The sequence below is a fragment of the Streptomyces sp. NPDC001027 genome (assembly GCF_040299045.1).
In the GTDB taxonomy this organism is placed as follows: Bacteria; Actinomycetota; Actinomycetes; order Streptomycetales; family Streptomycetaceae; genus Streptomyces.
Window position 1 is genome coordinate 1 of record NZ_JBEPBI010000191.1, and the last position, 15,218, is coordinate 15,218.

The 15,218-nt window shown below is 72.7% G+C and carries 12 protein-coding genes, 2 pseudogenes and 1 riboswitch; of the genes and pseudogenes, 11 read left to right on the top strand and 3 right to left on the bottom strand.

Annotation, left to right across the window (positions count from 1 at the left end; genetic code table 11):
• The 5 genes and pseudogenes from ABT300_RS33075 to ABT300_RS33095 all read left to right on the top strand — a co-directional run.
• A pseudogene (locus tag ABT300_RS33075) lies at positions 1-159 on the top strand (flavodoxin-dependent (E)-4-hydroxy-3-methylbut-2-enyl-diphosphate synthase); the annotation flags it as partial.
• Positions 160-189: 30 nt separating this feature from the next.
• Positions 190-2,112, top strand: coding sequence for a 1-deoxy-D-xylulose-5-phosphate synthase (gene dxs, locus ABT300_RS33080; protein WP_351683629.1), 1,923 nt, complete (start codon positions 190-192; stop codon positions 2,110-2,112).
• Positions 2,109-3,494 carry an aspartate aminotransferase family protein gene (locus ABT300_RS33085; protein WP_351683631.1) on the top strand — a complete coding sequence of 462 codons (1,386 nt, stop codon included), beginning with the start codon at positions 2,109-2,111 and terminating at the stop codon, positions 3,492-3,494. The genes dxs and ABT300_RS33085 overlap by 4 nt, the downstream gene beginning before the upstream one ends.
• Positions 3,495-3,647: 153 nt before the next feature.
• Complete coding sequence (locus tag ABT300_RS33090; RefSeq protein WP_351683634.1) at positions 3,648-4,280, top strand: helix-turn-helix domain-containing protein; 633 nt, start codon at positions 3,648-3,650, stop codon at positions 4,278-4,280.
• Entirely contained in the window at positions 4,277-4,399 is a 123-nt protein-coding gene (locus tag ABT300_RS33095; protein WP_057583803.1) for a DUF6126 family protein, read from the top strand. Before ABT300_RS33090 ends, ABT300_RS33095 begins: the two co-directional genes overlap by 4 nt.
• Positions 4,400-4,407: 8 nt before the next feature.
• On the opposite strand, the gene ABT300_RS33100 is transcribed toward ABT300_RS33095, so the two are convergent.
• The gene (locus tag ABT300_RS33100; RefSeq protein ID WP_351683637.1) at positions 4,408-5,205 is read right to left on the bottom strand and encodes a tyrosine-protein phosphatase; all 798 of its coding nucleotides are present in this window, start codon (positions 5,203-5,205) and stop codon (positions 4,408-4,410) included.
• A 223-nt stretch (positions 5,206-5,428) separates the two neighbouring features.
• Between ABT300_RS33100 and ABT300_RS33105 the strand changes: the two genes are divergently transcribed.
• The 5 genes from ABT300_RS33105 to ABT300_RS33125 all read left to right on the top strand — a co-directional run bounded on the left by ABT300_RS33105 (position 5,429) and on the right by ABT300_RS33125 (position 11,731).
• Complete coding sequence (locus ABT300_RS33105) at positions 5,429-7,504, top strand: alpha-galactosidase (protein ID WP_351683640.1); 2,076 nt, start codon at positions 5,429-5,431, stop codon at positions 7,502-7,504.
• Between the two features lie 304 nt (positions 7,505-7,808).
• A riboswitch (cyclic di-AMP (ydaO/yuaA leader) is annotated at positions 7,809-7,966 on the top strand.
• A gap of 4 nt (positions 7,967-7,970) precedes the next feature.
• On the top strand, positions 7,971-8,939 hold the full coding sequence (locus ABT300_RS33110) for a M23 family metallopeptidase (RefSeq protein ID WP_351683643.1): 969 nt from the start codon (positions 7,971-7,973) through the stop codon (positions 8,937-8,939).
• 252 nt (positions 8,940-9,191) lie between these two features.
• A complete protein-coding gene (locus ABT300_RS33115; RefSeq protein ID WP_351683645.1) occupies positions 9,192-9,896 on the top strand; it encodes a DUF6250 domain-containing protein in 705 nt (234 codons plus the stop codon).
• 126 nt (positions 9,897-10,022) lie between these two features.
• Positions 10,023-10,808: an SGNH/GDSL hydrolase family protein gene (locus ABT300_RS33120; protein WP_351683658.1), complete on the top strand. Its 786-nt coding sequence runs from the start codon at positions 10,023-10,025 to the stop codon at positions 10,806-10,808.
• Positions 10,809-10,984: 176 nt separating this feature from the next.
• A complete protein-coding gene (locus tag ABT300_RS33125; protein ID WP_351683648.1) occupies positions 10,985-11,731 on the top strand; it encodes an SIMPL domain-containing protein in 747 nt (248 codons plus the stop codon).
• Between the two features lie 155 nt (positions 11,732-11,886).
• Here ABT300_RS33125 and ABT300_RS33130 read toward each other — a convergent pair.
• Both ABT300_RS33130 and ABT300_RS33135 read right to left on the bottom strand, forming a co-directional pair.
• A pseudogene (locus ABT300_RS33130) lies at positions 11,887-12,483 on the bottom strand (TetR/AcrR family transcriptional regulator); the annotation flags it as partial.
• A 42-nt stretch (positions 12,484-12,525) separates the two neighbouring features.
• On the bottom strand, positions 12,526-13,707 hold the full coding sequence (locus ABT300_RS33135) for a glutamate dehydrogenase (RefSeq protein ID WP_351683654.1): 1,182 nt from the start codon (positions 13,705-13,707) through the stop codon (positions 12,526-12,528).
• A gap of 128 nt (positions 13,708-13,835) precedes the next feature.
• Here ABT300_RS33135 and ABT300_RS33140 point away from each other — a divergent pair, with 128 nt between their 5' ends.
• Positions 13,836-15,071 (top strand): MBL fold metallo-hydrolase, encoded by a 1,236-nt coding sequence (locus ABT300_RS33140; RefSeq protein ID WP_351683656.1) that lies wholly within the window; start codon positions 13,836-13,838, stop codon positions 15,069-15,071.
• The last annotated feature ends 147 nt before the right edge of the window (positions 15,072-15,218 follow it).

Consider the following 15,218-nt stretch of genomic DNA (forward strand, 5'->3'; position numbering starts at 1 on the left):
ATCTTCGTGAAGGGCGAGGTGATCAAGACCGTCCCCGAGTCGAAGATCGTCGAGACCCTCATCGAGGAGGCCATGAAGCTGGCCGAGCAGATGGAGCAGGACGGGGCCGCCTCCGGGGTCCCCGTCGTCACGGGGAAACCGGCAGTGACGGTGAGTTGAGGCAAGGCACGGACCGAGAGGGGGCCCGACGTGACGATCCTGGAGACCATCCGGCAACCACGCGACCTGAAGGCGCTGTCCGAGGCGGAACTCGGTGAACTGGTCGAGGAGATAAGAGAGTTCCTGATCCACGCGGTCGCCAGGACCGGGGGGCATCTGGGGCCCAACCTGGGCGTGGTCGAACTGACCGTCGCGCTGCACCGGGTCTTCGAGTCGCCGGACGACCGCATCCTGTGGGACACCGGCCACCAGAGCTATGTGCACAAGCTTCTGACGGGACGTCAGGACTTCTCCAAGCTGCGCGGGAAGGGCGGCCTGTCCGGCTACCCCTCGCGGGAGGAGTCCGAGCACGACGTCATCGAGAACAGCCACGCCTCCACCGCGCTGGGCTGGGCCGACGGCCTCGCCAAGGCGCGTCAGGTGCAGGGCGGCACGGGCCATGTGGTCGCGGTCATCGGCGACGGCGCGCTCACCGGCGGCATGGCCTGGGAGGCGCTGAACAACATCGCCGCCGCCAGGAACCGGCCGCTGATCATCGTCGTCAACGACAACGAGCGGTCGTACGCGCCCACCATCGGCGGCCTCGCCAACCATCTGGCGGCGCTGCGCACGACCGACGGCTACGAGCGGGTGCTGGCCTGGGGGAAGGACGTCCTGCTGCGCACGCCGCTGGTCGGGCACACCGTCTACGAGTCCCTGCACGGCGCGAAGAAGGGCTTCAAGGACGCCTTCGCCCCGCAGGGCATGTTCGAGGACCTCGGTCTGAAGTACGTCGGTCCGATCGACGGCCACGACATCGGGGCCGTCGAGTCCGCGCTGCGGCGGGCCAAGCGCTTCCACGGGCCGGTGCTGGTGCACTGCCTGACCGAGAAGGGCCGCGGCTACGAGCCGGCCCTCGCCCACGAGGAGGACCGCTTCCACACCGTGGGCGCGATGGACCCGCTCACCTGCGCCCCGCTCGCGCCCGCCGGCGGGCCGTCCTGGACGTCGGTCTTCGGCGACGAGATCGTGGCGATCGGCGAGGAACGCGACGACGTCGTGGCGATCACCGCGGCGATGCTGCACCCGGTGGGGCTCGGCAGGTTCGCCGAACGCTTCCCGGACCGCGTCTGGGACGTCGGCATAGCCGAGCAGCACGCGGCGGTGAGCGCGGCGGGCCTGGCGACCGGCGGCCTGCACCCGGTGGTGGCCGTCTACGCCACCTTCCTCAACCGCGCCTTCGACCAGCTGCTGATGGACGTGGCGCTGCACCGCTGCGGGGTGACGTTCGTCCTGGACCGGGCCGGAGTCACCGGCGTGGACGGGGCGTCCCACAACGGGATGTGGGACATGTCCGTGCTGCAGGTGGTGCCCGGGCTCAGGATCGCCGCCCCGCGCGACGCCGAGCAGCTCCGCGCCCAGCTGCGGGAGGCCGTCGCGGTGGACGACGCGCCCACCCTGGTCCGCTTCCCCAAGGAGTCGGTCGGACCGGAGATCCCCGCGGTCGGCACGGTGGGCGGCATGGACGTCCTGCACCGCGCCGAAAGGCCCGAGGTGCTGCTGGTGGCCGTCGGCGTGATGGCGCCGGTGTGCCAGGGGGCCGCGGAGCTGCTGCGGGCGCGCGGCGTCGGCTGCACGGTCGTCGATCCCCGGTGGGTCAAACCCGTCGATCCGGCCCTGCCCGGCCTCGCCGCCGAGCACCGGCTGGTGGCGGTCGTCGAGGACAACAGCCGGGCGGCGGGCGTCGGGTCGGCGGTGGCGCTGGCCCTGGGGGACGCCGAAGTCGACGTGCCCGTACGGCGGTTCGGCGTCCCGGAGCAGTTCCTCGCCCACGCCAAGCGCGGAGAGGTGCTCGCCGACGTCGGTCTCACACCCGTCGAGATCGCCGGCCGGATCAGCGCGAGCCTGGCCGTGCGGGGCGCTCCGTCCGCCGACGGTCCGCTCGCCGGCCCACTCAAGGAGAAGGCTGAATGACCACGGAGTTCGACCTCGGCGCGCTGCTGGCCGAGCGCGGAGCCGAGCGCTACGAGCTGCACGGCAGGTACCTCAATCACCAGCTGCCGCGCATGCTGCACACCATCGGCTTCGACAAGGTCTACGAGCGGGGCGAGGGCGCCTACTTCTGGGACGCCGAGGGCCACGACTACCTGGACATGCTCGCCGGCTTCGGGGTGATGGGCCTCGGCCGTCACCACCCCGTCGTCCGCAAGGCGCTGCACGACGTCCTCGACGCGGGGCTCGCCGACCTCACCCGCTTCGACTGCCAGCCGCTGCCCGGGCTGCTGGCCGAGAAGCTGCTCGCGCACAGCCCTCACCTGGACCGCGCGTTCTTCGGCAACAGCGGCACCGAAGCGGTGGAGACGGCGCTGAAGTTCGCCCGGTACGCCACCGGCCGGCCCAGGGTCCTGTACTGCGACCACGCCTTCCACGGGCTGACCACGGGCTCGCTGTCGGTGAACGGCGAGTCGGGATTCCGGGACGGCTTCTCCCCGCTGCTGCCCGACACGGCGGTCCCCCTCGGCGATCTCGACGCGCTGGCCCGCGAGCTGGGCAAGGGCGACGTCGCCGCGCTGATCGTCGAGCCGATCCAGGGCAAGGGCGTGCACGAGGCCCCGCCGGGGTACCTGCGCGCCGCGCAGGAGCTGCTGCGCCGCCACAAGGCGCTGCTCATCGCGGACGAGGTGCAGACGGGCCTCGGGCGGACCGGCGACTTCTACGCCTACCAGCACGAGGACGGGGTCGAGCCGGACCTCGTGTGCGTGGCCAAGGCGCTGTCGGGCGGCTATGTGCCGGTCGGGGCCACCCTCGGCAGGGACTGGATCTTCAAGAAGGTCTACTCCTCCATGGACCGGGTGCTCGTGCACTCGGCGAGTTTCGGCTCCAACGCGCAGGCCATGGCGGCCGGGCTCGCCGTGCTGTCCGTCATGGAGAACGAGCAGATCGTGGCCAACGCCCGGGCCGCGGGCGACCTGCTCAGGACCCGGCTGGCGGCACTCGTCGACACCTACGAGCTGCTCGCCGACGTCCGCGGCCGGGGTCTGATGATCGGCATCGAGTTCGGGCGGCCCCGGTCGCTGAAGCTGCGCGGCCGCTGGACGATGCTCCAGGCGGCGCGCAAGGGACTCTTCGCGCAGATGGTGGTGGTGCCGCTGCTGCAACGCCACCGGATCCTCACCCAGGTGTCCGGCGACCATCTGGAGGTGATCAAGCTGATCCCGCCGCTGATCGTGGGGGAGCCGGAGGTGGACCGCTTCGTCGACGCCTTCACCGCGGTGATGGACGACGCGCACAGCGGCGGCGGACTGATGTGGGACTTCAGCAAGACCCTGGTCAAGCAGGCGGTCGCCAACCGCTGACCACGACCTGACGCCGGAAAGGGGGCGGCCGACCCGCCGGGACGGCCCGTCCCCGGAGGCGGCGGCAGACCGGTGGGGCGACGGGAACGCCGACCGTTTTGCCTCTGAGGCAAGAAATTTGCCACAGAGGCAAGACCGGCGTCCAATGGAGACATGAGCCCCACCGAGCCCGAGCACCCGGCGGAACAGGCCGAGGCCCTGTCCGCCGTCGCGCCCCAGCTGCGCGACCTGCGCCGCCGGGCCGTCCTCACTCTCGAGAGCGCCGCGCGGGCGGCCGGGCTCTCGCCCGCGCACCTCTCCCGGCTCGAGACCGGGCAGCGCCAGCCCTCGCTGCCGATGCTGCTCGCCCTCGCCCGGGTCTACGGTACGACGGTCTCGGAGCTGCTCGGCGAGAGCGCCGCCGCACGGGACGCCGTCGTGCGCGCCGCCGCCATGGAGCCGACCCGCGCGGGCGGCTGGACGTACTGGCAGACCGGCGCCTCCGGGCGGGCGATGCAGGCCCTGCGGGTCCACGTCCCGTACGGGGCGCAGGGCGACATCGTGCGGGTGCACCCCGGCGAGGAGTGGCTGCACGTGCTGCGCGGGCGGCTGCGGCTGCGCCTCGCGGACGCCACGGACCTGCTCGGGCCCGGTGACAGCGCGCACTTCGACTCGCTCACCCCGCACCGCATCGCCGCGCAGGACGCCGACGGGGTCGAGCTCCTCTTCGTCCACACCTTGCTGCAGAGCCCCACGGCCACGCTGTGCCTGGGCCCGAACCCGCCGGAGACCGGAGCGACGTCATGAGCGACATCGAGGAGAAGTTCCCCCGCACCCTCTGGATCCGGCTGATCATCTACATCGCCGTCGGACACCTCTTCGCGGGATTCCTCTGGCTGCTGTTCGAGGTGGGCGCCAAGCAGTAGGGCGGCCGTCACTCCACGAGCCGCTCGCGCAGTCGGGCACGGGTCTCGGGGGAGAGGCCGAGGCCCTGCTCCAGGTAGGCGTCGACGCCGCCCCACGTCTGCTCCACGGTCTCGAAGGCCGCCTCGAGGTACTCCGCGCGGGCGTCGAAGAGCGGGCCGAGCAGCTCCATGACCTCGGGGGAGTAGGCGGCGGCGGAGGTGGCGCTGCGGTGCACCTTGTAGCGGCGGTGCTTGGCGTTGGACTCCAGGTAGTCCCCGAGGATCGCCTCGCGCTCCACGCCCACGGCGAGCAGCGTCACCGCGACGGACAGGCCCGCGCGGTCCTTGCCCGCCGCGCAGTGCATCAGCGCCGGCACGCTGTCCTCGGCGAGCGCGTGCAGCACCCGTGAGTGCTCCGCCGTGCGCTCCGTGACGATCCTGCGGTAGGAGGCGATCATCCGGCCCGCCGCCTTGCCGTCGCCGAGGATGCCGCGCAGCTGGTCGATCTCGCCGTCCCGCACCATCTTCCAGAACTCCGCGCCGTCCGCCGGGTCCGACAGGGGCAGGTTCACGTTGCGCACGCCCGGCAGCTCGACGTCCGGGCCCTCCAGCTTCTGGTCCGCGGCGTTGCGGAAGTCGAAGACGGTGTGCAGGTCCAGGCCGGCGAGGAACGCCGCGTCCTCGTCGGTCGCGTGCGCGAGGTGGCCGCTGCGGTACAGCACGCCGTGGCGCACGCGCCGGCCGTCGACGGTCGGCAGACCCCCGACGTCCCGGAAGTTGCGCACACCGGCCAGCTCGGGCTCGGTGGACGGGATCTGCTGCGTCACGGGGGCTCCCTCCCAGTCGGTCCGCGCCGGCGCGGCTCGTGGTGGCCGGCAGGACCTCCTCGACCATACGACACGGGCCGTTGGCGCAACGGATCGTCCAGCCGCCGACCGGCCGGCCGTCCGCCCAGGTGGGGCGTCGTCCGCCGGAAGTTGCCCCGTAGGCCGACCGCGTTCGATGATGTTGACGCTTGATCGCACCTGTTCGTATCAGTGGGGGTTTTTGATGCCCGAGATCGCCGACGCCGGCCGCACCTGGGTCCTGTCCGGGCCCACGAGCAGCTATGCCCTCCACCTCACGGAGGCCGACGAGCTGGTCCATCTCCACTGGGGCCCGGGCATCGCGCTCGCCGACGCCGAGGCGCTGGCCGCGCTTCCCTGGTCGCAGCGGGGGGCGTCCTTCGAGTCCCCGCTCGACGGCCGTGAGGAGTACCCGGTCGAGGGCGGCCCCCGTTTCGTCCGCCCCGCCCTGTCGGTGCGCACCGACGAGCGCCGCGGCACCGAGTGGACCTTCGAGGCGCACGAGCGGGACGGCGACGAGCTGCGGCTGCGCTTTCGGGACGCCGGGCTCGCCGTCACCCTCCACTACCGGATGCGCGGCGACGTCGTCGAGCGGTGGACGACCCTGCGCAACGAGGGCGAACAGCCGCTGGAACTGCTTCGCGCGGACTCGGCCACCTGGACCCTGCCCGAGCGGGACGACTGGCGGCTGTCCCAGCTGCACGGCCGCTGGGCCGCCGAGTCGCAGCTCGCGCGCACCCCGCTCGGCCCCGGCGAGACGGTCATCGGCAGCCGCCGCGGCCACACCGGCCACCAGCACCTGCCCTGGGTCGCCCTCGACGCCGACGCCACCGAGGAGCGCGGCGAGGTCTACGGCTGCGCCCTCGGCTGGTCGGGCTCCTGGCGGATCGCCGTCGCCCGGCTCCCCGACGCACGCGTGCAGATCACCGGCGGAGCCGGGTACGACGACTCGGGTCTGCTGCGCCTCGCGGCGGGCGAGTCCTTCACCACGCCGGTCTTCGCCGGTCTGTGGAGCGACGGCGGCTTCGGCGGGGCGAGCCGTGCCTGGCACGCCTACCAGCGGGCCCATGTCGTCCCGGACGCCGGGCAGGACCGGCCGGTGCTGTTCAACTCCTGGGAGGCCACCTACTTCGACATCTCCGAGGAGCAGCAGGCGACCCTCGCCCGGCGCGCCGCGGCGATCGGCGTCGAACTCTTCGTGGTGGACGACGGCTGGTTCGGGGCCCGTACCGGCGACCACGCCGGGCTCGGCGACTGGCAGCCCAACCCGGACCGCTTCCCGAACGGGCTGAAGCCCCTCGCCGACTACGTGCGCGCCCTCGGCATGCAGTTCGGCATCTGGGTCGAGCCCGAGATGGTCAACCCGGACAGCGACCTCTACCGGGCGCACCCGGACTGGGTGCAGTTCCAACCGGGACGAAAGCGGACGGAGTTCCGCAATCAGCTCATGCTGAACCTCGCGCGCGAGGACGTCCAGGAGTACCTCTGGGAGCAGCTCGACGGGCTCCTGTCGAGCGCGCCGATCGACTACGTCAAGTGGGACTTCAACCGCTGCTTCACCGACGCGGGCTGGCCGGACGACCCCTATCCGCAACGTCTGTGGGTCGACCACGTACGGGCCCTGTACGCCCTCCTGGACCGGCTGCGGGCGGCCCACCCCGGCGTCGCCTTCGAGTCCTGCTCGGGCGGCGGCGGGCGCGTGGACCTGGGGATCATGAGCCGCACCGACCAGGTGTGGACCTCCGACAACACCGACCCGCTGGACCGGCTCGACATCCAGCACGGCTTCAGTCAGATCCACCCCGCCCGGGTGATGGCCGCGTGGGTCACCGACAGCCCCAACACACAGCTCAACGGGCGGGTCAGCTCGCTGCGCTTCCGGTTCGTCAGCGCCATGGCCGGGGTGCTCGGCGTCGGCGGGGACCTTGCCGAGTGGAGCGAGGAGGAGCTCGCCGAGGCGCGCCGGTGGGTGGACCTCTACAAGGACGTCCGGACGCTCGTGCAGCAGGGCGACCTGTACCGGCTGCGGCCGCCGGGGGCCGGCCTGAGCGCCGTCCAGTACGTGCTCGGCGACGAGACGGTCGTCCTGGCCTGGCTCCAGGCCCAGCGGTTCGGGGAGCCCGTCCCGGCGCTGCGGCTGCGCGGACTCGACCCGACGGCGTCGTACGAATGCCGTGAAACGGGAGAAGTGCACCGAGGGGCGGTGCTCCTGCACCACGGGCTGCGGACCGGACTGCGGGGCGATCTCGATGCGACGGTTATCCGCCTGCGTCGCATCTGAGGTTTCTGTCCGAATTGGATTCTTCGTGATAACTCGCTCTGGAATAAAGAAAGCTGGAGCAACGTCACGTGAGCAGCGTCATATCCGTGACCGTACGTCGCCCGTCATGTTCACGTAATTCATGTGGATTTACCGGGTGCTTGACCCAATAGGGCTGTTTTGATTCACGGAGGGTGACCGGGAATTCTCGCGGCGGATCAAGAGAAACGCCGTGGCGGTGCAACCTTTGCTTGTCCCTGTGCGTCCCGGTCGCTTACGTTCCACACCAATCCGGACGGACGCCCAATCCTGCCGCCGCCCGGAATCCGCACACCCACCCGTACCCGGCAGGAGCGGGGGACCCACAGGCACGACCGCCTGTTCCGGTCCCGGAACAGGCTCGGGGTAAAGCCGCGTCCCGACGCGGCCGGACATCTCCAGTCCGCACCCGACAGCTCACCTCGCAGGCGCCGGAGAGGAATTCGTCATGCCCGCGAAGGGTAAGCACCGTCGTCCCAAGGCCCAGCGCCTCACCCGTTCCATAGCCGCCGCCGGTACCGGCGGGGCCGCGCTCGCCCTTCCGCTCATGGCCGCCTCCGGCGCCCACGCGGCCACTCCCGAGTCCGCGTCCCAGGCCGTCTCGCAGGCGGTCGCGCAGACCGTCTCCCAGAAGTCCGCGCAGGCCGCCCCGGCGGCCCGCAAGACCGCCGCCGTCACGACCTACACCGTGCGCTCCGGCGACTGCCTCTCGAAGATCGCGACCGAGCAGCACGTCAGCGGCGGCTGGAAGAAGCTGTACCAGGACAACCGCGAGGCCGTCGGCACCGACCCCTCGCTGATCCACCCGGGCCTCGAGCTGTCGATCGGCGGGAAGGCCTCCGTCGGCGCACCCAAGTCGTCCGGGTCCTCGTCGCCCTCGTCGTCCTCCGCGGACTCCTCCTCGAAGTCGTCGCAGCCCTCGCAGCCCTCGAAGCCTTCGACGTCCACGTCGTCGTCCGCCGCCTCCACCGCGAAGACCGCGGCCCAGGCCGCCGAGAGCAGCACCGCCGACTTCACCCTGCCCGTGTCCGGCGCCACCGTCGGCACGCCGTACCACCAGTCGGGCAGCATGTGGTCCAGCGGCTACCACACCGGCGTCGACTTCGTCGTCCCGACCGGCACCCCGCTCAAGGCCGTCGGCGCGGGCACCGTCGTCTCCGCCGGCTGGGGAGGCGCCTACGGCAACCAGGTCGTCATCAAGCTGAACGACGGCTACTACGCCCAGTACGGCCACCTGTCCCAGCTCTCCGTCTCGGCCGGCCAGACGGTCGGCGTGGGCCAGCAGGTCGGACTCTCCGGCGCGACGGGCAACGTGACCGGACCGCACCTGCACTTCGAGATCCGCACCACGCCCGACTACGGCTCGGACGTCGACCCGCTCGCCTACCTCCGCTCCCACGGCGTCTCCGTCGGCTGATCCCCGCCGGCGACCCGCCCGACGCGCAGCCGAAGGCCGGACCCCGATCGCAAGATCCGGGGGCCGGCCTTCGGCGTGTCCGGTCGCGGTGTCGACAGGTGACGCCGGGACCGGAGAAAGTGGTCCGGTCAGATGGCAAGCGCTTTCATCGGCGGCCTCGGACCCGGTGGGACGCCGACCAGGCGTCGGCCCGGGAACAGCCGCTCGCGAAGCCGCCCCGCCGCCCCGGTCCGACCGAAGGAGACGCATCCCGTGACGACGACGCGCAGAGCATTAGGCGCACTCGCCGCCTCCGCCGCCCTGGCGGCGCTCGCCCCCTCGGCGACGGCGAGCGCCGCGCCCCGCCGCCGGCTCCTCGCCCACGACGACTTCCGGCACGGGCTCGGCCGGTGGGCCGTCGAACGGGAACAGGGCGGTACGGTCACCGCCTCCCGCGGGAGCCTCGAGATCGACGTGCCCGCCGGCGCGACCGTCTGGTTCAGGCGGCGGCTGGAGGGGCCGTACGTCATCGAGTACGTCGCCACGCCCGTCTCCGCGGGCGGACCCAACGACCGCGTCTCCGACCTCAACAACTTCTGGAACGCCGTCGACGTGCGCTCCCCGGACGATCTCTTCGCCACCCCGCGCGGCGGCGCCCTCGCGGAGTACGACCACCTGAGGACGTACTACGTCGGCTACGGCGCCAACGGCAACACCACGACCAGGCTGCGCCGTTACGTGGGCGAGCCGGGCGTGCGCCCGCTGCTGTACGACTACACCGAGCCGCTGCTCGTCGCGAACCGGCCGCACCACGTGCGGATCGTCTCCGACGGCCCCGTCGTCCGCTGGTGGAACAACGGGCGGCTGGTCTTCGACCACACCGACCCGGAGCCGTACACGGGCGGCCACTTCGCCTTCCGCACCACCTGGAGCCACTTCCGCATCAACGACTTCCGCGTGTGGGCGCCTATTCCCTGATGGGCAAACTCTTTACGAGTGGCCTTTCTCACCGACCGTCAACCTCTGCCTACGGTCGCGTAGGTCACATTCGAAGGTGAATCATGATCTGCCGTGGCAGACGATTCGAAGAATGACAACAGATCAGTGATCGGGTCGTACGTGGCGGTGGGGGACAGCTTCACCGAAGGCGTCGGCGACCCCGGCCCCGACGGCGCGTTCGTCGGCTGGGCCGACCGTCTCGCGGTGCTTCTCGCGGACCTGCGGCCCGAAGGCGACTTCGCCTACGCCAACCTCGCGGTCCGCGGGAAGCTGCTCGACCAGATCATGGAGGACCAGCTCGCCAGGGCCGTGGAACTCGCCCCGGACCTGGTCTCCTTCTGCGCGGGCGGCAACGACATCCTCCGTCCCGGCACCGACCCGGACGAGGTCGCCGAGCGATTCGAGCGCGCGATCTCGGCCCTGACCGCCGCAGCCGGCACGGTCTTGGTGACCACCGGCTTCGACACCCGTGGCGTCCCCGTGCTCAAGCATCTGCGCGGCAAGATCGCCACCTACAACGGACACGTCCGCGCCGTCGCCGACCGGTACGGCTGTCCCGTGCTCGACCTGTGGTCCCTGAAGTCCGTGCAGGACCGCAGGGCCTGGGACGGCGACCGGCTCCACCTCTCCCCGGAGGGGCACACGCGGGTGGCCCTGCGCGCCGGGCAGGCCCTCGGCCTCGACGTGCCGGCCGATCCGGAGCAGCCCTGGCCGCAGCTCCCGCCGCGCGGCGCCCTCGACGTACGGCGGGACGACGTGCACTGGGCCCGCGAGTACCTGGTGCCCTGGATCGGACGCCGGCTGCGCGGGGAGTCCTCCGGCGATCATGTGATCGCCAAGGGCGAGCTCTCCCCCGACGACATCAGGATGCGCATCGCGGCGGTCGCCTAGCGGGTCCGGCGGCACGGCTCGCCCGTGGGGGAGCGGCCCGCCGCCAGCGTCGCGGGGCCGGCCGCTCCCCCAGTGAGGTGATCGCACGGGAGTGGCGTCGGGGCGGGACCCGGGGCCGGTGCTGGGATGACCGCACCCGCACCGTCCGCGCCGACACCTTCGAGGACCGGTCCCGTATGCGCCTTTCCCGTACGTCCGTCGCCGCGGCGCTCGTCGCCCTGCTCGCCCTCGGCGGCCCGGCGCTCGCCGCGCCCACGGCGGCGGCGCTGCCCGTCCGCCCCGCAGCCGTGCCGGCCGACGCCGCCACCGTGACGGTGACCGGTGAGGGCAGCGCGAGCGCGGAGCCCGACCTCGCGGTCGTCGGCGCCGGCGTCGAGGCCACCGCCAAGACCTCGCAGGCCGCGATGGACACGCAGAGCAAGGCGGCTGCCGCGCTGCTCGCCGCGGTCCGCGCCGAAGGCGTCGCCGACCGGGACGTCCGCACCGAGAGCGTCTCCCTGCAGCCCGTCCACGACTACACCGGCGGCGCGCCCCGGCTGACGGGCTACCAGGCCGCCCAGTCCTTCACCGTCAAGGTGCGCCAGGTGGCGAGGACCGGCGCGGTGCTGCAGGCGGTCACGGACGCCGCGGGCGACGCGGCCCGCATCGGCTTCGTGGTCTTCGGCGTCTCCGACCCGGCCCCGCTGCAGGCCCGTGCGCGGGAGGCGGCGCACGCCGACGCCCGGGCCAAGGCCGAGCAGTACGCCCGCCTCAGCGGCCGCGCCCTGGGCCGGCTGATCTCGCTCAGCGAAGACGCGTCCACCACCCCGCGCCCCGTCCCCGCGGCCGGCGACACGCCCGGCGCCGGCATGGCAGCCGTGCCTGCGGCGCCGGGCGAGATCCGGGCGACGGCGACGGTGACGGCGGTCTACGCGCTGGTCTGAGAGCCGTCGGGTGGTCAGAGTCGCTGCGTGCCGGGGGCGCCGGAAGGGCCGGAGGTTCCGGAAGGGGCGGGGGTTCCGGAAGGGGCGGAAGAGTCGGACGGGCGGGGGGTGCCGGACGGACCGGATGGGCTGGTGGTGGCGGGAGGGGCAGGGGGTTCGGCGGGCAGCCCGAGTTCACGGTCCAGGGCCTCGTCCGCCCACTGCCGTGCCCGGGTCCGGGACACCGCGCCCGCATAGGACGTCAACTGCACGGCGAGTCCGTCCAGCAGGGCGGTCAGGCGCAGGGCCGTGCCGGCCGGGTCCGGGCACCGGAACTCGCCCGCGGCGACGCCCTCCGCGATCACCCCGGCGAGCGCCGCCTTCCACTCCCGGTCGAGATGGCGGGCGACGTCCCGCAGCGCCGGCTCGCGCAGCGACACGGCCCAGCCCTCGATCCACAGCCGCCAGCCCTTGGCCTTGCCGGTGGGCGCGTACCAGCGCACCGCCGCCCGCAGCCGGCGCAGCGCCGTGGTGCGGCGGCCGACCAGCTTGCGCAGATGCGCCAGATCCTCCTGGGCCGCGCGGGCGAACGCGTCGGCGACCAGCCGCTCCTTCGTCGAGAAGTGGTACAGCACGAGCGCGTTGCTCACCCCGAGGGCCGCGGCCACGTCGGCGATCCTGACCGCCGCGACGCCCCGCGCCTCGATCTGCTCGATGGCCGCCCGCAGCATCTCCTCCCGCCGCTCGGCCACGCTCAACCGGACCCTCGCCACGTCCGTCACCCTACACAGGGGCTGTGAGCTGCCCCGACGCCGTCATCGGCTGTCGCCGAACCTCTCCGTGACCGCCCGCTGCCGCTCCCGCGCGAGGGCGTGCGCGGCCGCCCGCGGGGTCGTCCCGTCGGCCTCCGCGCGGGCCAGCACCCGCTCCGTCAGGAGGCGCATCGAGCGTCGTGTGCGGCCGAACGCCTCCTCGGCGTCGGTGCCGACGTCGCCGAAGAGCGTCCACCACCACCAGGCGTTCGTCCCGGAGTTGACGACGACGTCCGGCAGGACGCACACCCCGCGCGCGTGCAGCAGCGCCTCCGCCTCCGGCAGGACCGGCATGTTCGCGGCCTCGGCGATCCAGCGCGCGGTGACGCGCTCCTGCTCCCGCACGCCGATCGCGTACGACACGGCGGCCGGCACCAGCACCTCGGCGTCCGCCGACAGCCAGGCGTCACCCGGCAGTTCACGGTCGCCGGGGCGCAGCGCGGACCGGTCGACCGTGCCGTGGCCGTCCCGCGCGGCCAGCAGCGCCTCCACGTCGAGCCCGTCGGGGTGGGCGATCGTGCCCCGGACGTCGGCGACGGCCACGACCGTCAGCCCCGCGCGCGTGAGGAAGCGCGCCGTCGCGCCGCCCATGGTGCCGAGCCCCTGGAGCGCGACCCGGGTCCCGGCGTACGGCGCGCCGGCCCGGTCCAGTGCCGTCAGCACGGACTCGGCCACTCCGCAGCCGCCGACCAGCGCGTCGAGGCCGATGCCGTCCACCTCGACCGCGAAGGCGTCCGCGAGGCGCGCGCGGGCCGCGTGCGCGTCGTCCAGCAACGGGTAGACCGCCTGCACGGACGAGACGAGACCCGCCTCGGCGGCGGCCCGGTCCACCAGGTCCTGGGTCAGTCCCAGGTCCTCGCCGGTGGTCCAGCAGCTCTCCACGTACGGACGCATCACCCGCAGGTAGCGCACCAGCATCCCGTAGGCGCGCGGATCCCGGGGATCGCAGTCGATGCCGCCCTTGGCCCCGCCCAGCGGGACGTAGGCCGCGTCGGGGTCGTAGTGCAGGGCCTCCTTCAGGCTCATGCCGCGGGCCAGGCCGGTCACCTCCGCCAGGGTGCAGCCCTCCCGCATGCGCAGTCCGCCGCTGCAGACGCCGCGCACGAGACGGTCGACGACCAGGAAGCCCTGGCGGCCGGTGACCTCGTCCGTCCAGGTCAGGGACAGCAGGGGGGCGTCGGACACACGGACTCCAAGACCGGGGCGATACTGAACAGTGGGTCAGTATCGCGGACGGGCCGCGAGGGCTGTCAACGCGTTGCCGGGCGAGGCGACCATAATGGAATGCCTCAGCGACTCCACCTGGAGGTACCGTGTCCGGTTTCCGTTCCCTGAGCTCCGGGCTCCGCGGTCTGCAGCCCGAGGCCTTCGGCGCGGATCCGAGCGGTGAGCGCCTGGCGCGCATCCGCAGATCGCCCCACTACAAGGACGGCGTCTTCCAGAACCCGGGCGGCCCGGCGCGCATCCGCCCCTCGGGCTCGATGCTGGACTTCGCCAAGGACTTCTTCGACAAGGAGCAACGCCCCCGGCGTGCTCCCGCGGGCACTGTGCCGGTGCACGCCACCACCCTCGCCGACCTCGCCAAACCGCCGGTCACCGGTCTCAGGGTGACCTGGATGGGGCATTCCAGCGTGCTCGCCGAGATCGACGGGCAGCGGGTGCTGTTCGACCCCGTCTGGGGCGAGCGCTGCTCCCCGTTCGCCTTCGCGGGCCCCAAGCGCCTGCACCCGGCGCCGCTTCCGCTGGCCGCGCTCGGCCCGGTCGACGTCGTCGTCATCTCGCACGACCACTACGACCACCTGGACCTGCCCACCATCAAGGCGCTGGCCGGCACGGACACCGTGTTCGCGGTGCCGCTCGGCGTCGGCGCCCATCTAGAGCACTGGGGCGTGTCCGCCGACCGGCTGCGCGAGCTGGACTGGCACGAGGCGACCGAGGTCGGCGGGCTGACCCTGACGGCCACCCCGGCCCGGCACTTCTGCGGCCGGGGCCTGCGCAACACCCAGCACACCCTGTGGGCCTCGTGGGTGGTGGCGGGCGCGGAGCACCGGCTGTTCCACAGCGGGGACACCGGTTACTTCGACGGTTTCCGGGACATCGGCGCCGCGCACGGCCCGTTCGACGCGACGATGATCCAGATCGGGGCGTACTCCGACTTCTGGCCCAAGGACCACACGGACCGTACGCCGCTGCCCGGCGCCTGGCCGGACATTCACATGTCGCCCGCGCAGGGGGTGCAGGCTCATCTCGACCTGCAGGGAGGCAGTCCGGGCGGGGTTCTGCTCCCGATCCACTGGGGGACGTTCAACCTGGCGCTGCACGCCTGGGCGGAGCCGGGGGAGTGGACGAAGGACGCGGCCGAGGAGGCGGGGCAGGCGGTGGCGCTCCCCCGGCCGGGTGAGCCGTTCGAGCCGGCGGGGAAGCTGCCGGAGGAGCCGTGGTGGCGGGCCGTCTCCGGTCCGATGGCGCACCCCTGGCGGCGACCCCGGAGCACTGAGGGCGTGGCCGGGACGAGCAAGAAGGATCTCGACCTCGCGGGAGAGCGGTGACGTCGGGAGAGGCTCACTGAGCTTGCAGTCGGGTTGTCGTCGTGGGTCGTCATCCAAGGACCGGTCCGACGGCGAGCCGAAGACGTTCGACAACGTCAACGGCTGCCTGTTCGAGACGGCGGAGGACGCGGACGGCGACAAGTGGAC